A 23,707-nucleotide genomic window follows, 5' to 3' on the forward strand; every position below is an offset into this window, starting at 1 on the left:
CCGCTACCGCACCGGCGTCGGCGCGAGCACGGCGGCGCCGGACGGACTGGCGCGCAGGCGGGCGGCGGCCATCTCGTCGAGGATCGCCGCGGCGCGCGGGTCGCCCATCACCCAACCGGCCGCGGCCAGCGTGCGCACGGACGTCGAGCTGACGCCGAACATCTTCTCGAACGCCTCGAACGGCGACGACGGCGAGTCCATATGGCGGATGCGGACTTCGCCCTTGATCCCGGCCAGCGCCTTGGCCCGGTCGATGGCCTCGTAGTAGCCGCCGAGGCTGTCGACCAGCTTCAGCTGCCGCGCCTGCACGCCGGTCCAGACCCGGCCCTTGGCGATTTCGCGCACGCGGTCGACGGGCAGCTTGCGCCCTTCGGCCACGCGGCCGACGAAGCCGTCATAGATGTGGTCCATCCATTGGGCGAAGGCGGCGCGCTGGTCGGGCGTGAAACTGCCGGCCGTGCCGAAGGCGCCGGCGTATTCGCCGCCGACGGCCGTGGTGCGCACATCGATGCCGAACCGCGACAGGGCGTCGCCGAGGGCGAACTTGCCGCCATAGACGCCGATCGATCCGGTCAGGGTCGTCGGCTGGGCCACGATTTCGTTGGCCGACGACGAGATCCAGTAGCCGCCCGAGGCGGCGTAGGTGCCCATGCTGACCACCACCGGCTTGCCGGCCTTCCGCGCGGCCTTCACGGCCGCCAGGATCTGCTCGGACGCGGTGTCCGACCCGCCGGGGGAGGAGACGCGGAACACGATCGCCTTCACGTCCTTGTCCTCGATGGCGTCGTAGAAGGCCTCGGAGACGTCGTCGGACCAGACCGTCTCATCGCCGGCGAACGGATTTCCGCTGCCGCCGCGGCCGGTCATGATCGGGCCCTCGGCGCCGATCACGGCGATCACCGATTTGCCGCCCAGCCCGCCCGCGGCCCGCTGGCTGCGGACCGTCTGGGTCATGTAGTCATCGAACTCGACCAGCTTGGCCTTGCCGCCGACCCGGGCGATCAGGGCGTCGCTCGCCTCGCGCACCTGGCCGACCTTGTCGATCAGACCCTTGCGGGCGGCGTCCTCGGCTGAATAGGGCCCGGCCTCGATGGCGCGGACGAAGGCGACCGGCTCCTTCTTGCGGTCGATGGCGGCGGTCAGGATTCCGGTGCGGTAGACCGATCCCATCCACGACGTCGCCGACTCGCGGTGCGCGGGCGTGTAATCGCTGTAGAGGTAGGGATTGACGGCGTTCTTGTACTCCATGCGCTGCTCGTAGTCGGCCTTCACGCCGTACTTGTCGAAGAAGCGCTTGAAGAACATGTCCTCGCCGGCCAGGCCGACGGCCTGGAACGAGCTGTCGGGCTGCATCCACAGGGCGTCCGTCGCCGCGCCGAGCATGTAGGTCGAGGTCACCACGCCGGACGGATACAGGCCCTGGCTGTGCGCCCAGATCGGCTTGCCGGCCTTGCGGAAGTGCAGGAAGGCGAGACGCAGCTCGTCCGCCGCCGCCGGCGCCATCCCGCCTTCAGGCAGGCGGACGAAGACGCCCTTCACCTTGTCGTCGGTCTCGGCGTGGCGCAGCGTCTCGATGACCGAGACGACCGAAAGGCCGGAACCGCCGAACGCGGCGAACGGGTTTTTGGACTCCTGGTCGGTCATGCCGCCGCGCAGATCCAGTTCCAGCACGGCCTGGGCCGGGGTGGTGTCCTTCGGATTGCTGGCTGCGCCGATGATCGATCCGATCACCAGGAACGGGATCAGCACGAAGAACAACACCAGACCGGCGAACACGCCGGCCATGGTCAGGAGAAACTGCTTCATCGGGAACCCCGGGTGGACTGAGCGCTCACGCTATAGGGAAGCGCGTTCGCGTCAAATGAACACGGGGACACACTCCCCGCGAAATCGTTCTGAATCAGGATTTCGCGGGGCGCGGGAAAGATGGTCGGAGTGAAAGGATTCGAACCTTCGACCCCCGCCTCCCGAAGACGGTGCTCTACCAGACTGAGCTACACTCCGACGTAAGGACGCGGCTTATAGAGGCGACTTCCCGGGACCGCAAGCGACCATCAGAAACCGTTTCGCACGACGTTGCATCCGGTCCCCGCCTGCGCTATCTGACCCGCCTCGCGACGCATGGCTCCCCGGAGCCGCGCCGTTCCTGCTGGGGAATGGTGTAATGGTAACACAGCGGTTTTTGGTACCGTCATTCTAGGTTCGAGTCCTAGTTCCCCAGCCACTTCTTCCCTCATCGACGAACCCCCGCCCCGGGGAACGCGGCGCTTTGCCGATTGGCCGAGGCCCGATAGGTTGCGGGCTGCGGCGCTTGTCTGGCCGGGGAGTGCGTGCGTGACGGAGTCGAAGCGGTCTCTTCTGGTTCCGATCCTCCTCATCCTCGCCATGGCGGGGCTGACGGCCTTCTCCTCCTTCAATCACATGGTCGCCCTGCGCCGCAGCCAGGCGGACGTGAATCACACCCACGAGGTGATGATCGCCGCGCAGTCCCTGTTTTCCAGTCTGCAGGACGCCGAGACCGGCCAGCGCGGCTACCTGCTGACGGGCGAGGACGTGTATCTCGAACCCTGGCGGACCGGGTCGGCGCGCGTACCCGGCCATGAGGCGCTTCTGGCGAAGCTGGTGTCCGACAACCCGGAGCAGGCAGCCCGGGTCGAGCAACTCCGGCAGGCCGCCGACCTTCGCCTCAAGACCCTGCGCGAGAACCTGGACCTGGCGCGATCCGGCGACATCGAGGGTGCGCGGGATCGTATCGCGTCGGGTATCGGCAAGGTCCAGATGGACCGGATCCGGGGCCTCGCGGCCGAGGTCATGGCGGTGGAGCGAGACCTCCTCGCGACCCGCCAGATCAAGGCGCGCAAGGACGAGCAGGTCAGCCTGCTGCTGACGCTCGGCCTAGGCGGCGCCGGCCTGCTGTGTCTGGCCGTCATGATCGTGGCCATGGTCCGCTCGAATCAGGCGCTGACGGCGGCGCTTGCCGGACGTGACGCCGCCGAGACGGGCCGGCGCGACGCCGACGCCCTCGTGCGGGCGGTCTTCGAGAACATCCCCGACTATCTCTACACCTTCGAGGTGACGGCGGACGGCCGCTTCCTGATCGGCGACTTCAACCCCGCCCTGGCCAGACTGCTCGGCGGCGACATGGCGCCCTGGCGCGGCCGCGACGTGATGGAAGCCTTCCCGGTCATGGGCCCGCGCCTGACCGAGCTCTACAGCCGCGTCATCGAGACCGGCAAGACCAGCGCCCAGCGCGACTCGGCCGAGGTGCCGGGCGTCGGCCGGATCACCTGGGAGTCGATGCTGGCGCCCGTCTTCGACGAGGCGGGCCGGCCGACCCGCATCGTCGGCTCCTCGCGCGACATTACCGAACGCGAGCAGGCCGAGGAGCAGCTGCGGCGATCCCAGCGGATGGAAGCGGTCGGCCAGCTGACCGGCGGCGTCGCCCATGACTTCAACAACCTGCTGCAGGTCATCCGCGCCAACCTCGAGATGATCGAGCGCACCATCAAGGACGAGAAGGCGCTGGCCCGGATCGCCAACGCCACCCACGCCGCCGATCGCGCCGCCGACCTGACCCGCCAGCTGCTGGCCTTCGCCCGACGCCAGCCGCTGGAGCCGGAAGTGGTCAACGCCGGCCGGCTGGTCCAGACCATGGCCGAGATGCTTCGGCGGACGCTGGGCTCGGCGATCGAGGTCGAAACGGTTGTCGCCGGTGGCCTGTGGAACACCATCGCCGACCCTGCGCAGGTCGAAAGCGCCCTGCTGAACCTCGCGATCAATGCGCGGGACGCCATGCCCGGCGGCGGACGGCTGACGATTGAACTGGCGAACGCGTCGCTGGATGACCGCTATGCTGCCCGCGACGACGATATCAAGCCCGGCCAGTACGTCATGCTGGCGGTGTCCGACACGGGCCAGGGCATGTCTGCCGAAACAGTCGCCCGGGTGTTCGAGCCCTTCTTCACCACCAAGAGCGAGGGCAAGGGCACCGGCCTGGGTCTTTCGATGGTCCACGGCTTCGTCAAACAGTCGAACGGCCACATTCAGATCTACAGCGAGCCCGGCCAGGGCACGACGGTGAAGATCTATCTGCCGCGCACCCGCAAGGCCGAGGCGCTCCCCGACACGCGCGAGGTGCTGGTCGACGGCAACGGCGCGACGGTGATGGTGGTCGAGGACGAGGCGGCGGTCCGCGAGGCGGCCTGCGCCATGCTGACCGACCTCGGCTACAACTGCATCCAGGCCGACGGTCCGGACGCGGCGCTGGAAATCCTCAGGGGCGGCGAGCCGGTGGACCTTCTGTTTACCGACGTCGTCATGCCCGGCTCGATGAAGACCCCGGCCTTTGTGAAGGAAGCCCGCCTGCTGAGGCCGGACATGCCGGTGCTCTACACGTCCGGCTATACCGAGAACGCCATCGTCCACCATGGCCGGCTGGACGAGGGCGTGGCGCTGCTGTCCAAGCCCTACGGCAAGGCCGATCTGGCCCGGAAGGTCGCGGCCGCCCTGCTCGACAGCCGCGAGGTGGTGCTGCTTGTCGAGGACGAGGTCCTGGTCCGGGCCGCGGCCGCCGACATGATCAGCGACCTGGGCTTTGTGGTGCTCGAAGCCGGCGACGGCGCATCGGCCCTGGCGATCCTCAAGAGCGGGGCCCGCGTCGATATCCTGTTCACCGACATCGGCCTGCCCGGCCTGCGGGGCGACGTCATGGCGGGGAAGGCCATGGTGCTCCGACCGGGTCTGAAGGTGGTCCTCGCCAGCGGTTACAGCGACAAGGACAGTGTGATCGGGATCGACGGCGCCGTGGGACTGGAAAAGCCCTACGACGCCGCCGCGCTTGCCCGCGCGCTTGGACGCGGCTGACCTACCCGATCTTCAGGCGCATGAACGCCATGCCCCCGCCCGCGTCGCCATAGCTGGCCGACAGGGGAGAGGGGATGTCGAAGCCGTTGATCAGGGCGCCGACGCCGAGCTTGATGTCATCGCTCAGGCGCCAGTCATGGATCACGCCGAGCGAGACCTTGCGCACGGTGTAGATGTTGCCCGGCGCGAGCTCGGCCTGGTCGACCTGCTCGGCGCGGGTGAACACCGTCCAGGCGTCGTTGACCTGGACAGCGCCCTCGAACAGCCAGGCGTCCAGCGTGTCGCCGTCCTTCTCCTTGCGGGCCCAGGCGCCGGTGGCCGAAGCGAAGCCGCTGCTGCCGAACGCGCGGCCATAGAGGGCGCTGACAGAGACGCGTTCCTCATCGACCAGCGGTTCCAGCGCCTCGGGGCTCCTGATGTCCGCCCAGCTGGCCTGCAGCGACCAGTTGTCCGTCGGATTGACGCTCAGTCGTACGGCGCGGGAGTCGAGATCGCCGGTCTCGATGTCCCACCGCTGCTGGTCCGGCTCCCGGCCCCTGAAGGTCGAGGCCTCGACCTTCCAGCGGTCATGGACGAAGCCCAGGGTGACCACGCCGTAGGTGATGTGGGTGGAGTCCAGCCAGTGGTGGCTGATCGGGGCCTCGGGGCTGTCCATGGCCGCGCTGCGGTGCATGAAGGCCGGCGGGCCGAACGCGGGCTCGCCGGGCAGGCCGCCGTAAACGAACAGACTGCCTTTGTCGCCGACCGGGAGGCTGTAGCTGGCCGACAGCTCCATGAAGAGGTCATGCGGATGCTGGCGGTCGACCAGATGGGTGATCCCGTCGGCCGTCTCGCCGGTGGCCAGCAACAGCGGATAGCCCTCCGGCCCCATGAAGGGATCGGGGCTCAGCATGGCCCGCAGCTGCAGCTTGCCGGGGCCCAGATCCCGCTGGGCCATGGCCATTATCATGCCGGCGGCGAAGCTGCGGCTGTCGCCCCGCGGGCCGGTCTGTTCGGAGGCGACGAGATTGAACTCGCCATGGACCATGACCATCCAGTCGCCGGGCATGAGATGGAGACCGCCATGCGGGGCGGCGTCCGGCTGCCAGGCGGTGCCGCCGGCGTCGCGGCCGGGGCCATAGGGGCCGAGCGCGCTGGTCATGCGGCTCATGCCGCCGACGACGGTGTCTTCGTCTGTATCGGCTGCGGGCGGCGTCGCGGCTGGAGCCGCCGCCGGAGCGGGCGGCCTGTGATGGTCGTGATCCTGCGCGAACGCGGCGGGCGCGAGCATCAGGCTCGCGGCGGCGGCGCCTGCAAACAGGCGCGAACGGGTAGCGGGGGTCATCGGACCCTCCTTCTGTCTGGAAACAACAATAGCGGCGTGTGGCTTCAGACGCGAAGGCGTGGCGGGTCAGGATCCGGCGCAGTCAGACGGCCCTCGAGTCCGGAGACCGGCTGGTCATAGGCAGGCCGCTCGGCGGCGAGGCTGGTCAACACGACAACGGCGTCGGTCGGGGCGGGCATACAGCCGATGCAGCAGGTCATGGCGGCCTGGCCTGGAACGGACTTGTCGTGATGCGCCGGCGCCTCGTGACAGGGCGAGGGCGAGGGCGCGGCCTCCGCCGGGGCGGGGCGCACCATGCCGCTGACGGCGAACAGCACCGCGATCAGGGTCAGGACAAGGGTGCGCATCGATCGCATGGGGCGAAGGTAGGGAAGGGGAGGGGCGCGTGCAATGCGTGGTTCGAAGGGCGCCGGTTGGTTGCTATCCCCCGCCCAGCGGCAGCCCCGGTCCGGCTGGCAGGGTCTCCACGCCGCCGTTCAGGGCCTTCTGCATCATCACGATGTCCATCCAGCGCCCGAGCTTGAAGCCCACGCCGGTCATCACGCCCTTGAGCTCGAACCCCAGCGACCGGTGCAGCGCGATCGACGCCGCATTCTCCGAGCCGCCGATCACGGCCATCAACTGGCGCAGACCCAGCCGCTCGCAGTCGGCGATGACCGGCGTCAGCAGCGCCTTGCCGAGGCCACGGCCCTTGGCCCAGGGCGCGATGTAGACGCTGTCCTCGGCGGTATAGCGATAGCCTGTGCGCGGCCGGAACGGCGAGGCGTAGGCATAGCCCGCGACCTGGCCGTCCAGCTCGGCGACGTAGTAGGGCAGGCCCCTGGCGAGGATCGCCTCGAGCCGTTCCGCCATGGCCGCCGGCCCCGGCGGGACCTCCTCGAACGTGCCCGACCCGTGCAGGCAGGCGTCGCCGTAGATATCAGCGAGCGCCCCGGCGTCGTCCGCCGAGGCTGCTCTCAGGATCAGGCCTTGGTCCATCCGCGATCCACGGCCCAGACGGCGAACGCGTAGTCGAGCGCGATCTCCTTGAGGAAGTCGAACCGGCCCGACGCGCCGCCGTGACCGGCCTCCATGTTGATCTTCAGCAGGATCGGGTCGCCGCTGGTGGTGTGGTCGCGCAGCTTGGCGGCCCACTTCTCCGGCTCCCAGTAGGTGACGCGCGGATCGGACAGACCCCCGGTCGCCAGCACGGCCGGGTACGGCTTGGCCGAGACCTGATCATAGGGGCTGTAGCTCATCATGTAGTCGTAGGCCTCGGGGTCCTCGATCGGGTTGCCCCACTCGGGCCATTCCGGCGGCGTCAGCGGCAGGCTGGTGTCGCTCATGGTGTTGATCACGTCGACGAACGGTACGGCGGCGATGATCCCGGCCCACAGCTCGGGCCGCATGTTGGTGATCGCGCCCATCAGAAGGCCGCCGGCAGAGCCGCCATAGGCGACGGTCCGCTCGGGCTTGCCGTAGCCGTTGGCGTGCAGGTGCTCGGCGCAGGCGATGAAGTCGGTGAAGGTGTTCTTCTTCTTGAACTTCTTGCCGTCGAGGAACCAGCCCCAGCCCTTCTCGGCGCCGCCGCGTGGGCAGGCCGTGGCCCAGATCCAGCCGCGGTTGACCAGGCTCAGGTTGCGGATCGAAAAGTTCGGCTCCTGCGAGATGCCGTAGCTGCCATAGCCGTAGAGCAGCAGCGGCGCGGATCCGTCGAGCTTCGTGCCCTTCTTCATCAGGATGAAGATCGGCACCTCGGCGCCGTCCGGAGCCTTCGCATTCAGGCGACGGGTCTCGTAGTCCGCCGGATTGTGGCCCGACGGGATTTCCTGCGTCTTGCGCAGGGTCCGCTTGCGGGTCGCCATGTCGTAGTCGATCCACTGCCGCGGCGTGGTCATCGAGTTGTAGGTGAACCGCACGCTGGTCGTGTCGTACTCGTAGCCGCCATCAAGGCCGAGCGCGTAGGCCGCCTCGTCGAAGCCGACGACGTGCTCTTCGCCGCCCTTCGCGGTGACCACGATCCGGTTCACCGCGTCGACCTTCTCCAGCCGCACGAAGTGATCGCGGAAGGCGCCCGTGCCGAGGATCAGGTTGCCGGGCTTGTGGGCGACCCAGTCGGTCCAGTTCGCCTTGCCGGGCTTGTCTTCGGGGGCCTTGACCAGCTTGAAGTCGACCGCGCCGTCGGCGTTGGTGCGGATCACGAAGTGGTCGTTCCAGTGGTCCAGATCGTAGCGGACCCCGACCTTGCGCGGCTCGACGACTTTCGGCGCGGCGGTCGGGTCTGAGGCCGGGATCAGCCAGGCTTCGCTGGTTTCCTGGTTGCCGCAGCTGATGACGATCCATTTGCGCGACGGGGTGACCCCGGCGCCGATGAAGAAGCCCTCGTCGGGCTCGTCATAGACCAGCACGTCGTCCTTCGCCGCGCCGCCGATCGGCCGGCGGTAGACCTTGGCCGGCCGGCCGTTGTCATCGCGCAGGGTCCAGAAGATCCACTTCGAGTCCGGCGAGAAGGTGAAGTCCGAGACGCTCTCGACCACATCGCCGACGGCCTTGCCGGTGGCGATGTCGCGGACATGCAGGCGGTAGACTTCCGAGCCCTGCTCATCGACGGTCCAGCCGTAGAGCGCGTGGTCGGCGGTGTGGCTGGCGGAACCGACGCTGTAGAAGGACTTGCCCTTCGACTCGGCTTCCTCGTTCAGCAGGATCACTTCGCCGGTGGTCTTGCCCACCGGGCGCCGGGCGTGGATCGGGTGCTGCGCGCCCTTCTCGAAGCGGGTGTAGTACTCCCAGGGGCCGTCGGCGTCGGGAACGGACGCGTCGTCTTCCTTGATGCGCCCCTTCATCTCCTCGAACATCGCCGCCTGCAGCGCCTCGGTCGGGGCGAGCATCGCCTTGGTATAGGCGTTCTCGGCCGTCAGGTGCTCCTTGACGTCGGCCTTGATCAGCGTCGGGTCGCGCAGGACCTTCTGCCAGTTGTCGTCCTTCATCCAGGCGTAGTCGTCGACGCGGACGCGGCCCAGCTGCTCGGTGCGCTTGGGAATCTTGCGGGCGACGGGAGGAACAGGCTTGGGCGTGGCGGACATGGCGCTCCGGGTGGACAGGGTGGTGGTGAGGGCGGCGGCGGCGGTCGCGGCCAAAAGGTCTCGCCGATTCATGTATCAACTCTCCGGGTGCGGCAGGACGCCAGCTTGTGCGCCGCCGCGGTTCTGGTCAAATGAAGCGCAGGTAATGAGACGGGCGCGAATGGCCCGATGGTAAGCGTACGGGCGGGGGGCGTCGATGGCCTGGGACCTTTCGGTCGACCTGATCAACGCGACGGTCCAGCTCGAACAGCCGCTTGGCGATGGTACGCGCACAGTCGGCACCGGGTTTCTGATCAACGCGCCGACGCCTGAAGGCCAGCCGCGCATCGTGCTCGTCACGGCGGCCCACGTGCTCGACCGAATGCCGATCGCCTCGGCGAAGATCGGCTTTCGGGCCAGGACCTCCGAAGGCGGCTGGCGCTACGATCCGACGCCGCTGACGATCCGTGACGGCGAGAAGCCGCTCTGGACCCGCCATCCTGACCGGGACGTGGCCGCCATGGTGATCGAGGCGCCGCCCGAGTTCGCCCGCGCCGCCATTCCACTGGCCTGGCTGGCCGAGGACGAGACCTTCACCCGGTACGCGCTCGGTCCCGGCGACGAGATGATGGCGCTGGGCTTCCCGCGCGGCCTGGCTGCCAACCAGGCGGGGTTCCCGATCCTGCGGTCCGGCCGGGTGGCCTCCTATCCGCTGGCGCCGTCCGCATCGTTCCCCACCTTCCTGCTGGATTTCAGCGTGTTCCCGGGCAACTCCGGCGGGCCGGTGTTCATGGCCCAGGCCGCGCGCCGCCGGCCCGGCGCGACGGAGGCCCAGGAGGTTCAGTTCATCGCCGGCATGCTGACCCAGCAGGTCGAACTGTCGGGCGAGCGGCTCGAGATCGGCATCGTCACCCAGGCCCGCTTCATCCGCGAGGCGATCAACATGCTGGACGGCGTCAAGCCGCCTGCCGCGCTTCGGTCCGACCCGCCTCCGGTCGGATCAAAAACGGCGTCCGCCGAAGAAGCGGCGGAACCCTGAGGCCTTCCGGCGGTTCTTGTTGCGAGGCGTCCACGGACGCCATGACCATGCAAGGAGTACCGCCATGTGGGACCGCGTCGAAGGCTCTTGGAAGGAATTCACCGGCAAGGTGAAGGAACAGTGGGGCAAGCTCACGGACGATGATCTGACGGTCATCGCCGGCAAGCGCGACCAGCTCGCAGGCAAGATCCAGGAGCGCTACGGCTACGCCCGGGACAAGGCGGACGAGGAAATCACCGCCTTCGAACACCGCCTCCAGGAAGACCGCTCGTTCAAGAGCTAGGTCTGTCCGGATCAGAACAGAGAACGGCCGCGGAGCGATCCGCGGCCGTTGTCATGTCAGCTTGGCCGGAAGATCATGGCGACCCCGTTCATGCACCATCGCTGACCTGTCGGTCTGGGGCCGTCGGGAAACACATGTCCCAGATGCCCGCCGCAGTTGGCGCAGTGGACTTCGGTGCGGACCGAAAAGAATGACCGGTCGATCGACGTACCCGTCGCCCGCGCGTTGATCGGCTTCTTGAAGGACGGCCATCCCGTACCGCTGTCGAACTTGTCGACCGAGCTGAACACAGGCCAGTTGCAGCCGGCGCAATGGAATACGCCCCGCCGTTTTTCATGGTCCAGCGGGCTGGTGAAAGGGCGCTCTGTGCCCTGCTTGCGCAGCACGGCGTACTGGTCAGCGGTCAGCAGGCGGCGCCATTCGGCGTCGGTGCGTGTCACGCGATAGGGCATCGATCTCTCTCCGTGCCTCTCCCCGAAACCTGATCTAGGGCGCGGACCCTTCACGGTCCAGGCGACTGGTCGTGAAGGGCGCGTGATCGGCGGGCAGGGCCTCTACGGGAGATCAGCCGCCGTAGATGACCGAAATGGTCTCGGCGACGCAGGCGGGGCGATCCTCGCCCTCGATCTCGATCGTGCATTCGTTCTTCATCTGCAGGCCGCCGGACTTGGCCTCGACCGCCAGCAGCTTCTGGCGCATGCGCACCTTCTTGCCGACGCGGACCATGTTGGTGAAGCGGACCTTGTCGCTGCCGTAGTTGATGCCGCGGGTCACGCCGTTGACGCGCAGCATGCCGGCGCCGAGGAACGGGATCAGCGACAGGGTCAGGTAGCCGTGGGCGATCGGGCCGCCCATCTCGCGGGTCGCCCGCTCGACGTCGACGTGAATCCACTGGTGGTCGCCGGTCGCCTCGGCGAACTGGTTGACCCGCTCCTGGGTGATCTCGACCCAGTCCGAAACGCCGATCTCCTGGCCAACGAGGCTCTGCAGATCCTTGTAGTCGACTTCCTTCATGGCGCTGTTTCCTCAAACGCTTGTTCGCCAGCTTTCTGCCCCGTGCCGACGGGTAAGGGAAGCCCGGCCATTGATTTCCGTCACGGCACGGGGCGAACACGAGCGCAGCAGCGCCCGCGGAGGATCACGGTGAGCGACTACGTCTTCAGCCTCGATGGAACCCGCGCCGCCGCGACGCCCTTTTCGGCCGGTCCCTGGGACCCCACGATGCAGCACGGCGGCGCGCCTTCCGCACTGGTCGCGCGGGCGGCGGAGCGGTTTCCTTCGGCCCGGCCGATGCGGGTGGCCAGGATCACGGTCGACCTGATGCGGCCGGTGCCGGTGGCCACGCTCGATATCGAGACCGAGGTCCTGCGCGAGGGCCGCAAGCTGCAACTCCTTCAGATCCGCCTGCTGTCCGAGGGCAAGGAATGCGTCCGCGCCAGCGTGCTGAAGCTGCGTGACGAGCCGCAGGACCTGCCGGACCACGACGGCTTCCGCCCGCTGGCGTTCGAGGCGCCGCCCGAGGACGAGGCCCGGCGTCCGGGCTTCGGATCCAGCCAGGGCTTTGGCTCAGGCATGTCGGCGAAGATCGCTCGCGGGGAATGGGGCAAGCCCGGCCCCGCCGCTGTCTGGTTCCGCGCCGACCGGGCGATCGTCGAGGGCGAGGCGACCACGCCGGTGATGCGGGCGGCGCTCACGGCGGACTTCTGCAACGGCGTCTCGGCGGTGCTGGACTTCCAGCAGTGGACCTTCATCAACGCCGACCTGTCGGTGAGCTTCAGCCGCGATCCGGTCGGGTCCTGGATCCTGCTCGACGCCGAAACCTGGGTCGGCGACAGCGGCGGCGGTCTGGCCTTCGCCCGGCTGGCGGATCGCAAAGGTTACTTCGGCCGAGCGGTGCAGAGTGTCCTCATCGACCGACGCGGACAGGCCTGACGGCGTTCGCGCCATTTAATGCGCAGCTGCATTTTTTCAGACCGGTCGCGTCGATACTGACGCCGGCGCGTCCACGCCGGTGATTCACCGGCGCGGACGCCATGGGGTCGGCGAGATGGCCGCCCCGACCGCCCGGGACCTTGAGCTGCGACCGGTGACCGACCCGCCTGCGCGATCGTCAGCCGATCTTGGCGGCCTTGTCGGCCCAGTAGGCGTCGCGGATCAGGCGCTTGTAGATCTTGCCCGTGTCATGGCGCGGCAGCTGTTCCATGAAATCGATCTGCCGGGGCCGCTTCACGCCGCTGAGGTTGGCGTGGACATAGGCGTTCAACTCGGCCGCCAGGTCGTCGCCGGCCTCGTCCCAGTTGGCCGGCTGGATGACCGCGACGACCTTTTCGCCCATTTCGTCGTCCGGCGCGCCGACCACGGCCACGTCGGCGACCTTGGGGTGAGTCACCAGCAGGTTCTCGATCTCCTGCGGATAGATGTTCACGCCGCCGGAGATGATCATGAAGCTCTTGCGGTCGGTCAGGTAGAGGAAGCCTTCCTCATCGACCCAGCCCACGTCGCCCAGGCTGGTCCAGCCATGCTTGTTGTAGCTCTCGGCGGTCTTCACGGGGTCGTTGTGATAGGTGATCGGCGGGCCGTTCTCGAAATAGACCTGACCTTCGCTGCGCGGCGGCAAGGCATTGCCCTCCTCGTCGCAAATTCGCAGTTCGCCCAGCACGGCCTTGCCGACCGAGCCCTTGTGGTTCAGCCAGTCGGCCGAGCCGATGTAACAGAAGCCGTTACCCTCGGTGCCGGCGTAGTATTCGTGGATGATCGGACCCCACCAGGCGATCATCTGTTCCTTGACCGGCACGGGGCAGGGGGCGGCGGCATGGACCGCTGAAGTCAGGGACGAAACGTCGTACCTGGCCCGCACGGCTTCCGGCAGTTTCAGCAGGCGCACGAAGTGGGTGGGCACGAACTGGCCGCAGGTGACCCGGTACTTCTCGATGAGCGCCAGCATGGCCTCCGGGTCAAACTTCTCCATGACGATCACGGTGCCGCCGAGCTTGTGCACGCTCATGCACCAGCGCAGCGGGGCCGCGTGATAGAGCGGCGCGGGCGAGATGTAGACGCAGTCGTTGGTGAAGCCGAACAGCGCCTGACTCATCATCTGCAGCGAGTTGGGCGAGTCGATCGGCAGGCCGGTGAGGGCCGGCTTGACCCCCTTCGGGCGGCCGGTCGTGCCGGACGAGTACAGCATGTCCGAGCCGGCGGCTTCGTCGGCGATCGGCGTCGACGGCATGGCGTCGCGCGCGGCCTCGAAGCTGGCGTACGGAGCCTTCGCGCCACCGGTCATGAACAGCGTCAGGTCGCCGATCAGGGCCGGCATTTCGTCAGCCACAGGGCCGACGGTGGCGGACGCGATGAACACCTTGGCGGCGCAGTCCCGCACGATGTACTCGACCTCGCTGGCGGTCAGCTTCGACGATATGCAGGTGTAGTAGAGCCCCGCGCGCTGGGCCGCCCACGTAAGCTCGAAATAGCGCGGGCTGTTGTCCATGAAGATGGCGATGACGTCGCCCGTCTGCAGGCCCAGCGATCTGAACAGCTGGGCGCCCTGGTTCGAGCGCTCGTCCAGCTGCTTGTAGGTCACCGTCTCGCCCGTTCCGGCCATGATGTAGGCGGCGCGGTCGGGTTGGGTCTGGGCGTGGATGAAGGGGTGCATGGTTCAGACGCTTCGGTTTGAGGAGAGACGATAGGGGTCAGGCAGCGAGCGCGGATGGCGCCGACTTGCCCAGGATCATGTCGCTGGCCTTTTCGGCGATCATGATGGTCGGGGCGTTGGTGTTGCCGCTGACCAGCCGGGGCATGATCGAGGCGTCGACGACCCGCAGGCCCTCCACGCCGTGAACCCGCAGCTGGGCGTCGACCACGGCCTGGGGGCCACTGCCCATCTGGCAGGTGCCGACCGGATGATAGATCGTGGTGCCTGCGCCGCGGGCGTATTCCAGCAGCATCTCGTCGCTCTGGAATTCCGGACCCGGGTTCATCTCGTGGTCGATGTAGGGCGCGAGCGCCGCCTGTTCGGCAATTTTCCGGCCGATCTTCAGCGAGGCGACGGCCACTTCCTGGTCGAGACTGTCGGCCAGATAGTTGGCGAAGATGCTCGGATAGACGCTCGGGTCGGCCGACTTGATACGGATGTGGCCGCGGCTTTCGGGGCGCAACTGGCAGGGGGCGATGGTCAGGCCCGGTGCGCCTTCCAGCTCCATCTTCTGCTCGTTGGCCAGCTTGTCGGCGTCCATGGTGGCCGGAAGGATGTGGTACTGAATGTCCGGGTGCGCGAGGTCGGGGCGCGACTTGCAGAACACCGCGATATGCGCCGCCGACAGCGTCAGCAGGCCCTTGCGCTGGAACAGGAACTTCATCGCCTCGCCGATGAAGCGCGGACCGCGCGTCAGCTCGTTGACCGAGATTACGTCCGGCTTCAGCCGGTAGCGCACGCTCATCACATAGTGGTCCTGCAGGTTTTCACCGACACCGGGCAGATCCGCCACGACATCGATGCCGTGCTCGCGCAGCAGGCCGCCCGGGCCGACTCCCGACAGCTGCAGCAGTTGCGGCGAGTTGACCGCGCCGCCCGAAAGGATGACTTCCTTCGCCGCCCGGGCGGTGCGCTTGACGCCGTTCTGGGTGAAGGCGACGCCGACGGCCCGCTTGCCCTCGAACAGCACCTTCGAGGCCAGGGCGTTGGTTTCGACCCGCAGGTTCTGGCGACCCATGGCCGGATGCAGATAGGCGACGGCGGCCGAGCAGCGCTGCCCGTTCTTCACCGTCAGCTGGTAGTAGCTCACGCCTTCCTGGTCGCCGCCGTTCAGGTCGGCGCGGCGCGGAATGCCGGCCTGTTCGCAGGCGTCGACCACGGCGTCAGACACGGGATGGGTGGTCGTGACGTCAGAGACGTTCAGCGGCCCGCCCTTGCCGTGCAGGTCGCCCGCGTCGCGCTCCTGATGCTGCGACCGCAGGAAGTAGGGCAGGACGTCGTCCCAGCTCCAGCCTTCGCAGCCCAACTGGCGCCAGTTGTCATAGTCGGCGTCCTGGCCGCGGATGTAGAGCAGGCCGTTGATCGAGGAGGACCCGCCGAGCACCTTGCCGCGGGGCCAGACGTGGGTGCGGCCGCCGGTGCCGGGGTCGGGCTCGGTAGAATAGAGCCAGTTGACCTTGGGATCCTTCAGGGTCTGCGAGTAGCCGACCGGAATGTGGATCATCATGTTGGAGAGGAACTGCGAGGGGTTCTTCGTCGGCCGGTCGTCGCCGCCGGCCTCGAGCAACAGCACCTTCGTCTTGCCGTCGGCGCTGAGCCGGTTGGCGAGGACGCAGCCGGCGCTGCCGGCGCCGACGATGATGTAGTCCGCTTCGATGATGTCGCTCATGGCGCCCCTGCCTCGTGTCCTCTCGATGACCGGAGAGTCTCCGCTCGCCTGATCGGCGATCACCTTACGGGCGCGGAAGGCCGGAAGGGAAGGGCGCCGTCGCGGAAGCTGACGCGAGGTGATGATTGCCCCGTCACCCGACTGCCCTATGGTCGCCGTAACAACGATAACCTTGGGAGGTTCGGGCCATGCAACTGATCAGCGAGACCGCCGTCGACGGCCGCCCTGGGCCCGGCTTTCCGCAGGCCTGGCCCGTGCTGGACGGGGTCGACATGACCGACATCCGCAAGTTCGGCGACGGCCAGCCCTGGAGCGATTTCGCCCGGCTGCGCGCCGAGGCGCCGGTCATGTGGCACTCCGAGACGCGGCACGGCGGGCCCGGGTTCTGGGTCGTGACGCGCCACGAGGACGTCATGGCGGTGAATGGCGACCCGGAGACCTTTTCCAGCCAGCGCGGCGGCATCCTGATGGCCCAGGGCAGGCCCGAGCAGCGGCACGCCCTGCTGTACCGCGCCTCGATGGACGCGATGATCAATCTGGACGGCGGCAATCACCTGCAGCTGCGCCGCGAGCACATGCCCTACTTCACCCCCTCCTACCTGCGCGGCGTGACCGAGAAGGTGCGCGGCGAGGTGACGCGATTGCTCAACGAGATGGCCGACAAGGGCGAGTGCGACCTGGTGGAGAACTTCTCCGCCGTGTTGCCGCTGTTCACGCTCTGCGAAATCCTCGGCGTGCCGCCCGAGGATCGCCCGAAATTCCTGAAGTGGATGCACTATCTCGAGATGGCCCAGAACATGGCCAGCGAGCAGGCGACAGCCGGCATCACGCCGACGCTGGAGCTGATGCAGTTCATCGCCGACTTCAACAGCAACGTCGAAGAGATGTTCGACTACGGCCGGCACATGCTGCACAAGCGCCGCCTCGACCCCCAGGCCGATCTGCTCACCGCCATCGCCCGGGCGAAGGTCGAGGGCGAGGAACTGAGCGACGAGTTCCTCGACGGCTCCTGGCTGCTGATCGTCTTCGCCGGCAACGACACCACGCGGAACACCCTGTCGGGCTCGATGAAGCTGCTGACGGAGTTTCCCGAAGAGCGCGCGAAACTGATCGCCAATCCGGATCTGCTGCCGGGCGCGGTCAACGAGTTCATCCGCATGGTCAGCCCGGTGATCTACATGCGCCGCACGGCCACCCGCGATGCGGTGATCAACGGCCAGACGATCGCCGAGGGCGAGAAGGTGATCATGTACTATGGCGCCGCCAACCGGGACGCGGCCGTGTTCGCCGATCCCGACCGCCTCGACGTGACCCGCGCCAACGCCGACAAGCACATCGCCTTCGGCTACGGCCCCCACACCTGCATCGGCAAGCGCGTGGCGCAGATCCAGCTTGAGGAAGCCTACCGCCAGATCCTGGCCCGCTTCCCGGACATGCGCTGGAACGGCGAGATCGACATCGCGCCGAACAACTTCGTCCACGCCATCCGCAAGCTCGGCGTCAGTTTCTCTCCGGAGCGCAAGGCGGCCTAGTCGGCCCCTTGCCTTCCGTCACGTCCGGCGGTCTTCATCCGCGCGACACAGCAAATCAGGAGCCCGCCATGGCCAGCCCGACCTTCGAGACCATCCTTCTGGACGTGAAGGACGGTATCGCGACGATCACCCTGAACCGGCCCGACCGGATGAACGCCTTCACCACCCAGATGATGGCGGAGATGATCAAGGCGTTCGACATCACCGACGCTGACGACGCGGTGAAGGTGGTCGTGGTCACCGGCGCCGGCCGCGCCTTCTGCGCCGGCGCGGACCTGGGCGGCGGCGAAAAGACGTTCGACTACGCCAAGCTGGAGAGCGACCCGCGCGAGGCCAATAAGGTCAACGGCGTCTACCGCGACGGCGGCGGTCTTCTGACCCTGCGCATCTACGAAAGCCTGAAGCCGGTGATCGCGGCCGTGAACGGCGCGGCGGTCGGCATCGGCGTCACCATGCAGCTGGCCATGGACATCCGGATGGCCTCGACCGAGGCCAAGTTCGGCTTCGTGTTCGCGCGTCGCGGCATCACGCCGGAAGCGGCCTCGTCCTGGTTCCTGCCGCGACTGGTCGGTCTGCAGCAGGCGCTGGAGTGGTGCTACACGGGCCGCGTCTTCCCGGCCCAGGAAGCTAAGGACGGCGGCCTGGTTCGCTCGCTGCATGCGCCGGAAGATCTTCTGCCGGCGGCCTACGCCCTGGCCCGGGAGATCGCCGACAACACCGCGCCGGTGTCCGTCGCCCTGACCCGTCAGCTGCTCTATCGCAATGTCGGCGCGCCGCATCCGATGGACGCGCACATGTCCGACAGCCGCGCGATCATGGCCCGCGGCGCCCAGGGTGACGCCAAGGAGGGCGTCATGTCCTTCCTCGAGAAGCGCGCCCCGGCCTATCCGGACAAGGTATCCAGCGATCTGCCGGATATCTGGCCCTACTGGGACCAGCGCGCGTTCAAATAGCCGCGCGGTCACCAGCGGTTAACAAGCCTCTGGTGTGATCGGGGCAGCGGCGCGCTCTGGCGCCGCCCGTCCCCGTGAATCATGAGCGATCCCGCCGCCCGGCCCGCATTTGATCAACCTGACGTCGGTCAGGGGCGCGACGCCGTGCCGCCGACTCCGCCGCCGGCCCGGTCGCGCACGACGCTGCTGAAGCGGCTGGCGGACGTCGTCTGTCTGCCGGGCAGCCGGGTCAATACGTTCGAGCGATCGATGACGGCCGACCTGATCGTAGAGCTTCTGCGCGAGGCCGCCCTCGACGAGCGTATCCGGATCGCCCGGCGGATCGCCAACGTCTCGGACATTCCCACCGGCCTCGCCCGCATGCTGATGCGCGACGACCTCGAGGTCGCCAGGCAATTGCTCGAGAACAGCGCGACCGTCGGCGACGGCGACCTGATCGACTGTGTGCGCAGTGGAACGCTCGAGCATCGCCGTCTGATCGCCGCGCGCCGCGGCCTGAACGAGATGGTCGCCGACGAACTGGTTCAGCGCGGCGAGCCCGCGGTGACCGAAGCCCTGCTGCGCAACGACCTTGCGAAGCTGAGTCACGAGGCGATCGAGACCATCGTCGCCGGCACCCGTGACAACCCCCGGCACATTCCGCTGCTGCTGCGCCGGAGCGAACTGCGGCCGAGCCATGCCTATGTGATGTTCTGGTGGTCGGACGCCGATGCCCGGCGAGTGATCCTTCAGCGGTTCGCGGTCTCGCGGGAAGTCCTGCAGGAGGCGGTCAGCGACGTCTTCGCGATGGCGGCCGACGAGAACTGGCAGGACCCGCTGACCCGCAAGGCGCTGCAGTTCATCGAGCGCCGTCAGCGCAACCGCGCGGCGATCGCCAAGAGCCCCTTTGAAAGCCTGGACGAGGCCGTCCAGGTCGCGTCCGAGAGCTTCACCCGCGAAGTGGCGGAAGAGATCGCCTACCTGTCCGGCCTGAAGCCGATGACCGGCGCGAAGATCTTCACTGATCCGGGCGGAGAGCCGCTGGCGATCCTCTGCAAGGCCACCGGTCTGCCGCGCAACAATGTGCGCCTGCTTTGGCGCGCGTTGCGACGCCCGGAGACGGATGCGGCCGGCAATGTCGCGCCGACACTGGATCGGGTGTTGACCCTGTTCGACACGATTGCGGTCGATCGGGCCCAAACGGTGCTGCGGTACTGGAACTGGTCCTTGTCTTCGGCTCTGACCCCGGCGCTGATCCAGGCGATCCGGAACGGCGACGAACAGGCGCTCGACGAATTCTCGCAACCGCAACGGGCTGCGATGTTGGCCCTCGGCGGCGACCTGCGCCGCCGCTGATATCCTGTCGCCGGACAGAAACGTGCGAGTGAAGACGCGTTGATTGATTGAAGGGCGCCGTTCTTCCATTGCCTTGGCGACGAGTAATTGCTCCCGTTTCTATGTTCGAAATGCTTGTGCCCCTGGAACGGGCGCTATATGCAGCGTCGAAATGCAATGACGCGAGCCGATTCCGGTCGGGTCCAATCTCCAAATTGATGGAACAAGGTCAGATGGAAGACAAATCCGCGATCATCGAGATGACGACGGACATCGTGTCCGCCTATGTCGGCAACAATTCCGTGGCCGCCAACGATATCCCGAGCTTGATCCAGAACGTCCACAAGGCGCTGACTGAAGTCGCCAGCGGATCGGTGACGGTCGAGATTGCGCCCAAGGAACCTGCCGTGCCGGTTCGCCGCTCGATCACGCCGGACCATCTGGTCTGCCTCGAGGATGGCCGGAAGTTCAAGTCGCTGAAGCGGCACCTGCGGACCAAGTACAACATCAGCCCCGAGGAATACCGCGCCAAGTGGGGCCTGCCCAAGGACTACCCGATGGTCGCTCCGAACTACGCCAAGGCGCGTTCGGAACTGGCCAAGCAGATGGGCCTCGGCCAGGGCGGCCGTCAGGCGGCCAAGAAGAAGCGCTAAGGCGTCTCTTTCCGGTTTATGCCAGAGGGGCGGCGGGCTCGGCTCGCCGCCCCTTTCTGTTGTGAAGACTCAGCTTTTTCGCCAGATCCTTGACTCCGCGCGCGAAACTTTGCCGCGCAACGCGAATTTCGCTTGCCCCCGATTCGCTGGTTAAGCGATAGTGAATCACCGGTGATTCCAAGGGGTTGTTAAGGATTCTGTAGATGGCCGCGCAACTGGGCGCTTCGGCGACAGCCGCCCGCGCCCATGAAGAGCTGTTCGCTTACTGGGCCTCGTTGCGCCAGGCCGGCCGGATCCCCGGGCGGGCGGACATCCGTCCCGAAGATTTCAAACGCCTGCTCCCTACGGTCAGCCTGATCGATGTCGTCGACGGCCTGCGCCGTGATTACCGCCTGCGTCTGGCGGGCACTGGCCTGTACAGCGTTTACGGTCGGGAGATCACGGGTCGGACCCTCAGCGATGTCTATGGATCCAAGACCGCTGACTACTGGCGCACTGAACTCGACAAGGTGGTCGAGGACCGTCGTCCGGCCGTCGGCTGCCACAGCCTGTCCTGGCGTGGCTCTGGCCACGTTTCGTTGCTGTGGTTGCGCCTCCCGCTCGCCAGCGACGGCGTCAACGTCGACATGATCCTGGGCTACGACGCCGTCGTCGGCGTGCAGGGCGACCTGTCCGGCATCCGCGCGGCCTGATCGCCGCCAAGTCGATCCACGATTTCCCGTTCCTCTGAGGCGCAGTTGACTCTGTCGTCGGGCAAACGCCTGCGGACAAATGACAATTTTCCTATTGCGCGTCCATAGATAGGAATATTATCCTCAACCCATCGCAATCCGGCACAGTGGGCGGACGCGCCGTCCTGATGGCGGCGATGACGAGGATCACATGACACTTCAGGACCAGGACGATCTCTACGGGCCGCCCCCCGATCATCGCCGCGACAGGCTGAAGGCGGCCTTCATCACCAGTCTTATCGGGCTGGCCACCGATCTGCCCGCGCGCGAGATCGCCGCCCGAACCCGCAGCAGCCAGGCCGCCACCCGCGCCCGGCACATCGCCATCTATCTGGCGCATGTCACGCTCGAGTGGTCGCTCGCCCGGGTGGCGGCGGCCTTCGGGCGCGACCGGACCACGGCCAGCAACGCCGTCCGGGTGGTCGAGGACCTGCGCGACGATCCCGGGATCGACGCCCGACTGGCCGAACTCGAAGCCTGTATTCGCCAGGCGCCCGATTCCTGGTCGGAGACGCGGCCATGAGCGCGCCGGTCGTGCGCGCCTTGAGGGTCCTCGCCCGCCCCGGCGCCTGGCTCGATGCGGAAGGTGAGGGGCTCTACGCCGTCCGCCTGTCCGCCGATCGTCGCCGGCGGTCCTCGGTCCAGATTGATGAAGCGGACTTCGCGGCGCTCACGCGGGACCCGGGTTTGAAAGTCAGGGCCGAGGGCGGCTGGCGCCTGGCGCGGGTATCGACAGATTCAGCGCCGCCGCCGCCCGGCCGTCCCAGCCTCATCGAGGGCCGCCGTCTGGTCACCGGACCGGACGGCCGTCCGGCCTTGAGGACTGTCAATCTCGGAGAGTCGCCCATCGCCTGGCTGGCGCGCCGGCGCGACGGTCGGGGCGAGGCCTGGCTGACCCTGCCGGAGATCGCCGCGGCCGAGAAACTGCGCGATGACTTCGTAGCCGCCGGCACGGTCGGTCGCCTGACCATGGCCTGGGACGCCGGGCCCAGGGCGCGGGGCGGGCGCGGCCCAGGCGTTGATCCGGCGGAACGGGCCAGGGCCGCCAAGGCCAGGATCGCCCGGGCCCTGACGGATGTCGGCCCGGGGCTCAGAGAGATCCTCGAACATGTCTGTTTCGCCGGCACGGCGCTCGAGGCGGCGGAGCGCTCGCTGGGGCTGCCGCGGCGGGCGGGCAAGACGGTGCTGAAGCTGGCGCTGGGCCGGCTGGCGACCCACTACGGCCTGGGCTGCTGAAGCGCCCCGGCGTCGCGGCGGATGCGATCGACCATCGACGCCAGACCGTTTGACCGCTGGGTCGACAGGGCGCCCGAGAGGCCGAGCGTCGCGAAGGCGGCGTTGGCGTCAAAGGCCAGCGTCTCGTCCGGCGTGCGGTCCGCGTAGAGCCGCATCAGAATGGCGATCAGTCCCCGCACGATATGGGCGTCAGAATCGCCCCGGAAATGGACGGTTCCGTCGTCGCGCGGCTCGGTGACCAGCCAGACCTGGCTGGCGCAGCCGCGAACCTTGTTGCTGTCCGACCGCTCGGCGTCGCTCAGGGGTTCAAGCTCGCGTCCGAGCTCGATCACGTAGCGGTAGCGCTCCTCCCAATCGCCGAGGAGTTCAAATTCGCCGGCGAGCTCAGCCAACGCTTCGGAGATGCTGGTGGTCATGGACCGCGCACTTAGGGCGGCATCAGGCGGCGGGCAAGGTCACGATCGCCGTCAGGCCGCGCCCTTCAGCCGAGGACAGCGCCAGTCCGCCGCCCATGGCCTCGGCCAGCAGCCTGGCGATCGGCAAGCCCAGCCCGATACGGAGGGTCATCGGGCTGGAGGGGGCGTCTTGTGGGAAAAGGGTGAGCAGGCCGGGGATGTCCGCCGGATCGACGCCCGGGCCGGCGTCCTTGATCTCGATCACGACCTGGTATCCCTCCTGGCGGGCGCGGATTTCGACTGCGCCATCGACCGGCCCGTGCAGCAGGGCGTTCTGGATCAGATTGAACAGCAGGTCGCGGGCGGCCCGCGCGTCCACCCGGACGGTCGGCAGGTCGGATTCGTCCGCGACGACGATCCGTCCGTTCCTGGCAAGGAGGTCTTCGCGCAGCAGATCGCCGACATCGTCGAGCAGGTGCACCAGCGGTTGAGGCGTCAGCGCCATGTCCGCCGCGCCGCCCTCGAGCCTGGCGATCTCCAGCACCTGATTGACCAGTTTCAGCAGTCGACGCCCGCTGCGCCGGACATGTTCGGCGTATTCCCGGTACTGCGGCGCGCCCAGAGGGCCGTAAAGCTCGGCGGCGATAATCTCGGAGAAGCCGATAATCGAGGTCAGTGGCGTTCTCAGCTCATGACTGATCGCGCGCAGAAATGCCCGGCGTCTCTCGTCGAGCGCTGGATCGCGCGCCGCCGGCAGTTCGAACTTGCGCCCCGGAGTGTCGGACTGCAGGGGCGCGGCTGAAGGCCGTACCGTCCTGGTCATCGGCCCAAAATGGGGCTTCACGGTTACGGATCCGTTTCTGTCCACAGGACCCCGCGCGAGTGCCCACCAATTCATGTCGCCCGGCGATTGAGCGGTCTGGAGCCGGGGGCGAGAGGCCGCTACTGTCCTTGCAAGGCCCAGAACGGGGCGAGGGGACGATAGG

22 protein-coding genes and 2 tRNA genes are annotated in these 23,707 nt (G+C 67.6%); 12 read left to right on the forward strand and 12 right to left on the reverse strand.

Features of this window, described 5'->3' with window-relative positions; translation table 11 throughout:
• Nucleotides 1–3 precede the first annotated feature (3 nt).
• Together sppA and AC3WJT_RS06405 are read right to left on the reverse strand one after the other, a co-directional pair.
• Entirely contained in the window at nt 4–1,806 is a 1,803-nt protein-coding gene (gene sppA / locus AC3WJT_RS06400) for a signal peptide peptidase SppA (RefSeq protein WP_492342233.1), read from the reverse strand.
• Nucleotides 1,807–1,927: 121 nt separating this feature from the next.
• Nucleotides 1,928–2,004, reverse strand: a tRNA-Pro gene (locus AC3WJT_RS06405).
• Between the two features lie 146 nt (nt 2,005–2,150).
• Between AC3WJT_RS06405 and AC3WJT_RS06410 the strand changes: the two genes are divergently transcribed.
• Both AC3WJT_RS06410 and AC3WJT_RS06415 read left to right on the forward strand, forming a co-directional pair.
• A tRNA-Gln gene (locus AC3WJT_RS06410) sits at nt 2,151–2,224 on the forward strand.
• Nucleotides 2,225–2,334: 110 nt separating this feature from the next.
• On the forward strand, nt 2,335–4,863 hold the full coding sequence (locus AC3WJT_RS06415) for a CHASE3 domain-containing protein (protein WP_492342234.1): 2,529 nt from the start codon (nt 2,335–2,337) through the stop codon (nt 4,861–4,863).
• Between the two features lies 1 nt (nt 4,864).
• Here AC3WJT_RS06415 and AC3WJT_RS06420 read toward each other — a convergent pair whose 3' ends face one another.
• From AC3WJT_RS06420 to AC3WJT_RS06435, 4 genes are all read right to left on the reverse strand, one after another.
• Nucleotides 4,865–6,187, reverse strand: coding sequence for a hypothetical protein (locus AC3WJT_RS06420; RefSeq protein WP_492342235.1), 1,323 nt, complete (start codon nt 6,185–6,187; stop codon nt 4,865–4,867).
• Between the two features lie 44 nt (nt 6,188–6,231).
• Nucleotides 6,232–6,534, reverse strand: coding sequence for a hypothetical protein (locus tag AC3WJT_RS06425; RefSeq protein WP_492342236.1), 303 nt, complete (start codon nt 6,532–6,534; stop codon nt 6,232–6,234).
• 73 nt (nt 6,535–6,607) lie between these two features.
• A complete protein-coding gene (locus tag AC3WJT_RS06430; protein ID WP_492342237.1) occupies nt 6,608–7,165 on the reverse strand; it encodes a GNAT family N-acetyltransferase in 558 nt (185 codons plus the stop codon).
• Nucleotides 7,150–9,321, reverse strand: a complete 2,172-nt coding sequence (locus AC3WJT_RS06435; protein ID WP_492342238.1) for a S9 family peptidase — start codon at nt 9,319–9,321, stop codon at nt 7,150–7,152. The genes AC3WJT_RS06430 and AC3WJT_RS06435 overlap by 16 nt, the downstream gene beginning before the upstream one ends.
• A gap of 124 nt (nt 9,322–9,445) precedes the next feature.
• On the opposite strand from AC3WJT_RS06435, the gene AC3WJT_RS06440 reads away from it, so the two are divergent.
• Together AC3WJT_RS06440 and AC3WJT_RS06445 are read left to right on the forward strand one after the other, a co-directional pair.
• Nucleotides 9,446–10,267, forward strand: coding sequence for a trypsin-like serine peptidase (locus AC3WJT_RS06440; RefSeq protein WP_492342239.1), 822 nt, complete (start codon nt 9,446–9,448; stop codon nt 10,265–10,267).
• A 64-nt stretch (nt 10,268–10,331) separates the two neighbouring features.
• Nucleotides 10,332–10,550, forward strand: coding sequence for a CsbD family protein (locus AC3WJT_RS06445; RefSeq protein ID WP_492342240.1), 219 nt, complete (start codon nt 10,332–10,334; stop codon nt 10,548–10,550).
• Between the two features lie 56 nt (nt 10,551–10,606).
• Here AC3WJT_RS06445 and msrB read toward each other — a convergent pair whose 3' ends face one another.
• Together msrB and AC3WJT_RS06455 are read right to left on the reverse strand one after the other, a co-directional pair.
• Nucleotides 10,607–11,002: a peptide-methionine (R)-S-oxide reductase MsrB gene (gene msrB, locus AC3WJT_RS06450; protein ID WP_492342241.1), complete on the reverse strand. Its 396-nt coding sequence runs from the start codon at nt 11,000–11,002 to the stop codon at nt 10,607–10,609.
• Nucleotides 11,003–11,114: 112 nt separating this feature from the next.
• Nucleotides 11,115–11,564, reverse strand: coding sequence for a MaoC family dehydratase (locus AC3WJT_RS06455; protein WP_492342242.1), 450 nt, complete (start codon nt 11,562–11,564; stop codon nt 11,115–11,117).
• 129 nt (nt 11,565–11,693) lie between these two features.
• Here AC3WJT_RS06455 and AC3WJT_RS06460 point away from each other — a divergent pair, with 129 nt between their 5' ends.
• Nucleotides 11,694–12,482: a thioesterase family protein gene (locus AC3WJT_RS06460; RefSeq protein WP_492342243.1), complete on the forward strand. Its 789-nt coding sequence runs from the start codon at nt 11,694–11,696 to the stop codon at nt 12,480–12,482.
• Between the two features lie 178 nt (nt 12,483–12,660).
• Here the strand turns inward: AC3WJT_RS06460 and AC3WJT_RS06465 are convergent, their stop codons facing one another.
• A complete protein-coding gene (locus AC3WJT_RS06465; protein ID WP_492342244.1) occupies nt 12,661–14,199 on the reverse strand; it encodes an acyl-CoA synthetase in 1,539 nt (512 codons plus the stop codon).
• 37 nt (nt 14,200–14,236) lie between these two features.
• Nucleotides 14,237–15,907: a GMC family oxidoreductase gene (locus tag AC3WJT_RS06470; protein ID WP_492342245.1), complete on the reverse strand. Its 1,671-nt coding sequence runs from the start codon at nt 15,905–15,907 to the stop codon at nt 14,237–14,239.
• Between the two features lie 188 nt (nt 15,908–16,095).
• Between AC3WJT_RS06470 and AC3WJT_RS06475 the strand changes: the two genes are divergently transcribed.
• The 7 genes from AC3WJT_RS06475 to AC3WJT_RS06505 all read left to right on the forward strand — a co-directional run bounded on the left by AC3WJT_RS06475 (nt 16,096) and on the right by AC3WJT_RS06505 (nt 22,326).
• Nucleotides 16,096–17,439, forward strand: coding sequence for a cytochrome P450 (locus AC3WJT_RS06475; protein WP_492342246.1), 1,344 nt, complete (start codon nt 16,096–16,098; stop codon nt 17,437–17,439).
• A gap of 68 nt (nt 17,440–17,507) precedes the next feature.
• Nucleotides 17,508–18,392: a crotonase/enoyl-CoA hydratase family protein gene (locus AC3WJT_RS06480; RefSeq protein WP_492342247.1), complete on the forward strand. Its 885-nt coding sequence runs from the start codon at nt 17,508–17,510 to the stop codon at nt 18,390–18,392.
• Nucleotides 18,393–18,473: 81 nt separating this feature from the next.
• Entirely contained in the window at nt 18,474–19,727 is a 1,254-nt protein-coding gene (locus AC3WJT_RS06485) for a DUF2336 domain-containing protein (protein WP_492342248.1), read from the forward strand.
• A 212-nt stretch (nt 19,728–19,939) separates the two neighbouring features.
• Nucleotides 19,940–20,359 carry a Ros/MucR family transcriptional regulator gene (locus AC3WJT_RS06490; protein WP_492342249.1) on the forward strand — a complete coding sequence of 140 codons (420 nt, stop codon included), beginning with the start codon at nt 19,940–19,942 and terminating at the stop codon, nt 20,357–20,359.
• 203 nt (nt 20,360–20,562) lie between these two features.
• On the forward strand, nt 20,563–21,051 hold the full coding sequence (mopJ, locus tag AC3WJT_RS06495) for a motility/cell cycle regulatory protein MopJ (RefSeq protein ID WP_492342250.1): 489 nt from the start codon (nt 20,563–20,565) through the stop codon (nt 21,049–21,051).
• A gap of 190 nt (nt 21,052–21,241) precedes the next feature.
• Nucleotides 21,242–21,613 (forward strand): helix-turn-helix domain-containing protein, encoded by a 372-nt coding sequence (locus AC3WJT_RS06500; RefSeq protein WP_492342251.1) that lies wholly within the window; start codon nt 21,242–21,244, stop codon nt 21,611–21,613.
• Entirely contained in the window at nt 21,610–22,326 is a 717-nt protein-coding gene (locus AC3WJT_RS06505) for a DUF6456 domain-containing protein (RefSeq protein WP_492342252.1), read from the forward strand. The genes AC3WJT_RS06500 and AC3WJT_RS06505 overlap by 4 nt, the downstream gene beginning before the upstream one ends.
• Here the strand turns inward: AC3WJT_RS06505 and AC3WJT_RS06510 are convergent.
• Nucleotides 22,308–22,742, reverse strand: coding sequence for a SufE family protein (locus tag AC3WJT_RS06510; RefSeq protein WP_492342253.1), 435 nt, complete (start codon nt 22,740–22,742; stop codon nt 22,308–22,310). The two genes, AC3WJT_RS06505 and AC3WJT_RS06510, sit on opposite strands and share 19 nt — an antisense overlap.
• A 22-nt stretch (nt 22,743–22,764) precedes the next feature.
• Complete coding sequence (locus AC3WJT_RS06515) at nt 22,765–23,544, reverse strand: sensor histidine kinase (RefSeq protein WP_492342254.1); 780 nt, start codon at nt 23,542–23,544, stop codon at nt 22,765–22,767.
• Between the last annotated feature and the right edge of the window lie 163 nt (nt 23,545–23,707).

This window comes from Caulobacter sp. FW305-C-30-S16 (genome assembly GCF_058783025.1).

Coding starts and splice junctions, on each gene's coding strand:
- sppA (WP_492342233.1), bottom strand. CDS start 1,806: ATGAAGCAGTTTCTCCTGACCATGGCCGGCGTGTTCGCCGGTCTGGTG.
- AC3WJT_RS06420 (WP_492342235.1), bottom strand. CDS start 6,187: ATGACCCCCGCTACCCGTTCGCGCCTGTTTGCAGGCGCCGCCGCCGCG.
- AC3WJT_RS06425 (WP_492342236.1), bottom strand. CDS start 6,534: ATGCGCACCCTTGTCCTGACCCTGATCGCGGTGCTGTTCGCCGTCAGC.
- AC3WJT_RS06430 (WP_492342237.1), bottom strand. CDS start 7,165: ATGGACCAAGGCCTGATCCTGAGAGCAGCCTCGGCGGACGACGCCGGG.
- AC3WJT_RS06435 (WP_492342238.1), bottom strand. CDS start 9,321: ATGAATCGGCGAGACCTTTTGGCCGCGACCGCCGCCGCCGCCCTCACC.
- AC3WJT_RS06440 (WP_492342239.1), top strand. CDS start 9,446: ATGGCCTGGGACCTTTCGGTCGACCTGATCAACGCGACGGTCCAGCTC.
- AC3WJT_RS06445 (WP_492342240.1), top strand. CDS start 10,332: ATGTGGGACCGCGTCGAAGGCTCTTGGAAGGAATTCACCGGCAAGGTG.
- msrB (WP_492342241.1), bottom strand. CDS start 11,002: ATGCCCTATCGCGTGACACGCACCGACGCCGAATGGCGCCGCCTGCTG.
- AC3WJT_RS06455 (WP_492342242.1), bottom strand. CDS start 11,564: ATGAAGGAAGTCGACTACAAGGATCTGCAGAGCCTCGTTGGCCAGGAG.
- AC3WJT_RS06465 (WP_492342244.1), bottom strand. CDS start 14,199: ATGCACCCCTTCATCCACGCCCAGACCCAACCCGACCGCGCCGCCTAC.
- AC3WJT_RS06470 (WP_492342245.1), bottom strand. CDS start 15,907: ATGAGCGACATCATCGAAGCGGACTACATCATCGTCGGCGCCGGCAGC.
- AC3WJT_RS06475 (WP_492342246.1), top strand. CDS start 16,096: ATGCAACTGATCAGCGAGACCGCCGTCGACGGCCGCCCTGGGCCCGGC.
- AC3WJT_RS06480 (WP_492342247.1), top strand. CDS start 17,508: ATGGCCAGCCCGACCTTCGAGACCATCCTTCTGGACGTGAAGGACGGT.
- AC3WJT_RS06485 (WP_492342248.1), top strand. CDS start 18,474: ATGAGCGATCCCGCCGCCCGGCCCGCATTTGATCAACCTGACGTCGGT.
- AC3WJT_RS06490 (WP_492342249.1), top strand. CDS start 19,940: ATGGAAGACAAATCCGCGATCATCGAGATGACGACGGACATCGTGTCC.
- mopJ (WP_492342250.1), top strand. CDS start 20,563: ATGGCCGCGCAACTGGGCGCTTCGGCGACAGCCGCCCGCGCCCATGAA.
- AC3WJT_RS06500 (WP_492342251.1), top strand. CDS start 21,242: ATGACACTTCAGGACCAGGACGATCTCTACGGGCCGCCCCCCGATCAT.
- AC3WJT_RS06505 (WP_492342252.1), top strand. CDS start 21,610: ATGAGCGCGCCGGTCGTGCGCGCCTTGAGGGTCCTCGCCCGCCCCGGC.
- AC3WJT_RS06510 (WP_492342253.1), bottom strand. CDS start 22,742: ATGACCACCAGCATCTCCGAAGCGTTGGCTGAGCTCGCCGGCGAATTT.
- AC3WJT_RS06515 (WP_492342254.1), bottom strand. CDS start 23,544: ATGACCAGGACGGTACGGCCTTCAGCCGCGCCCCTGCAGTCCGACACT.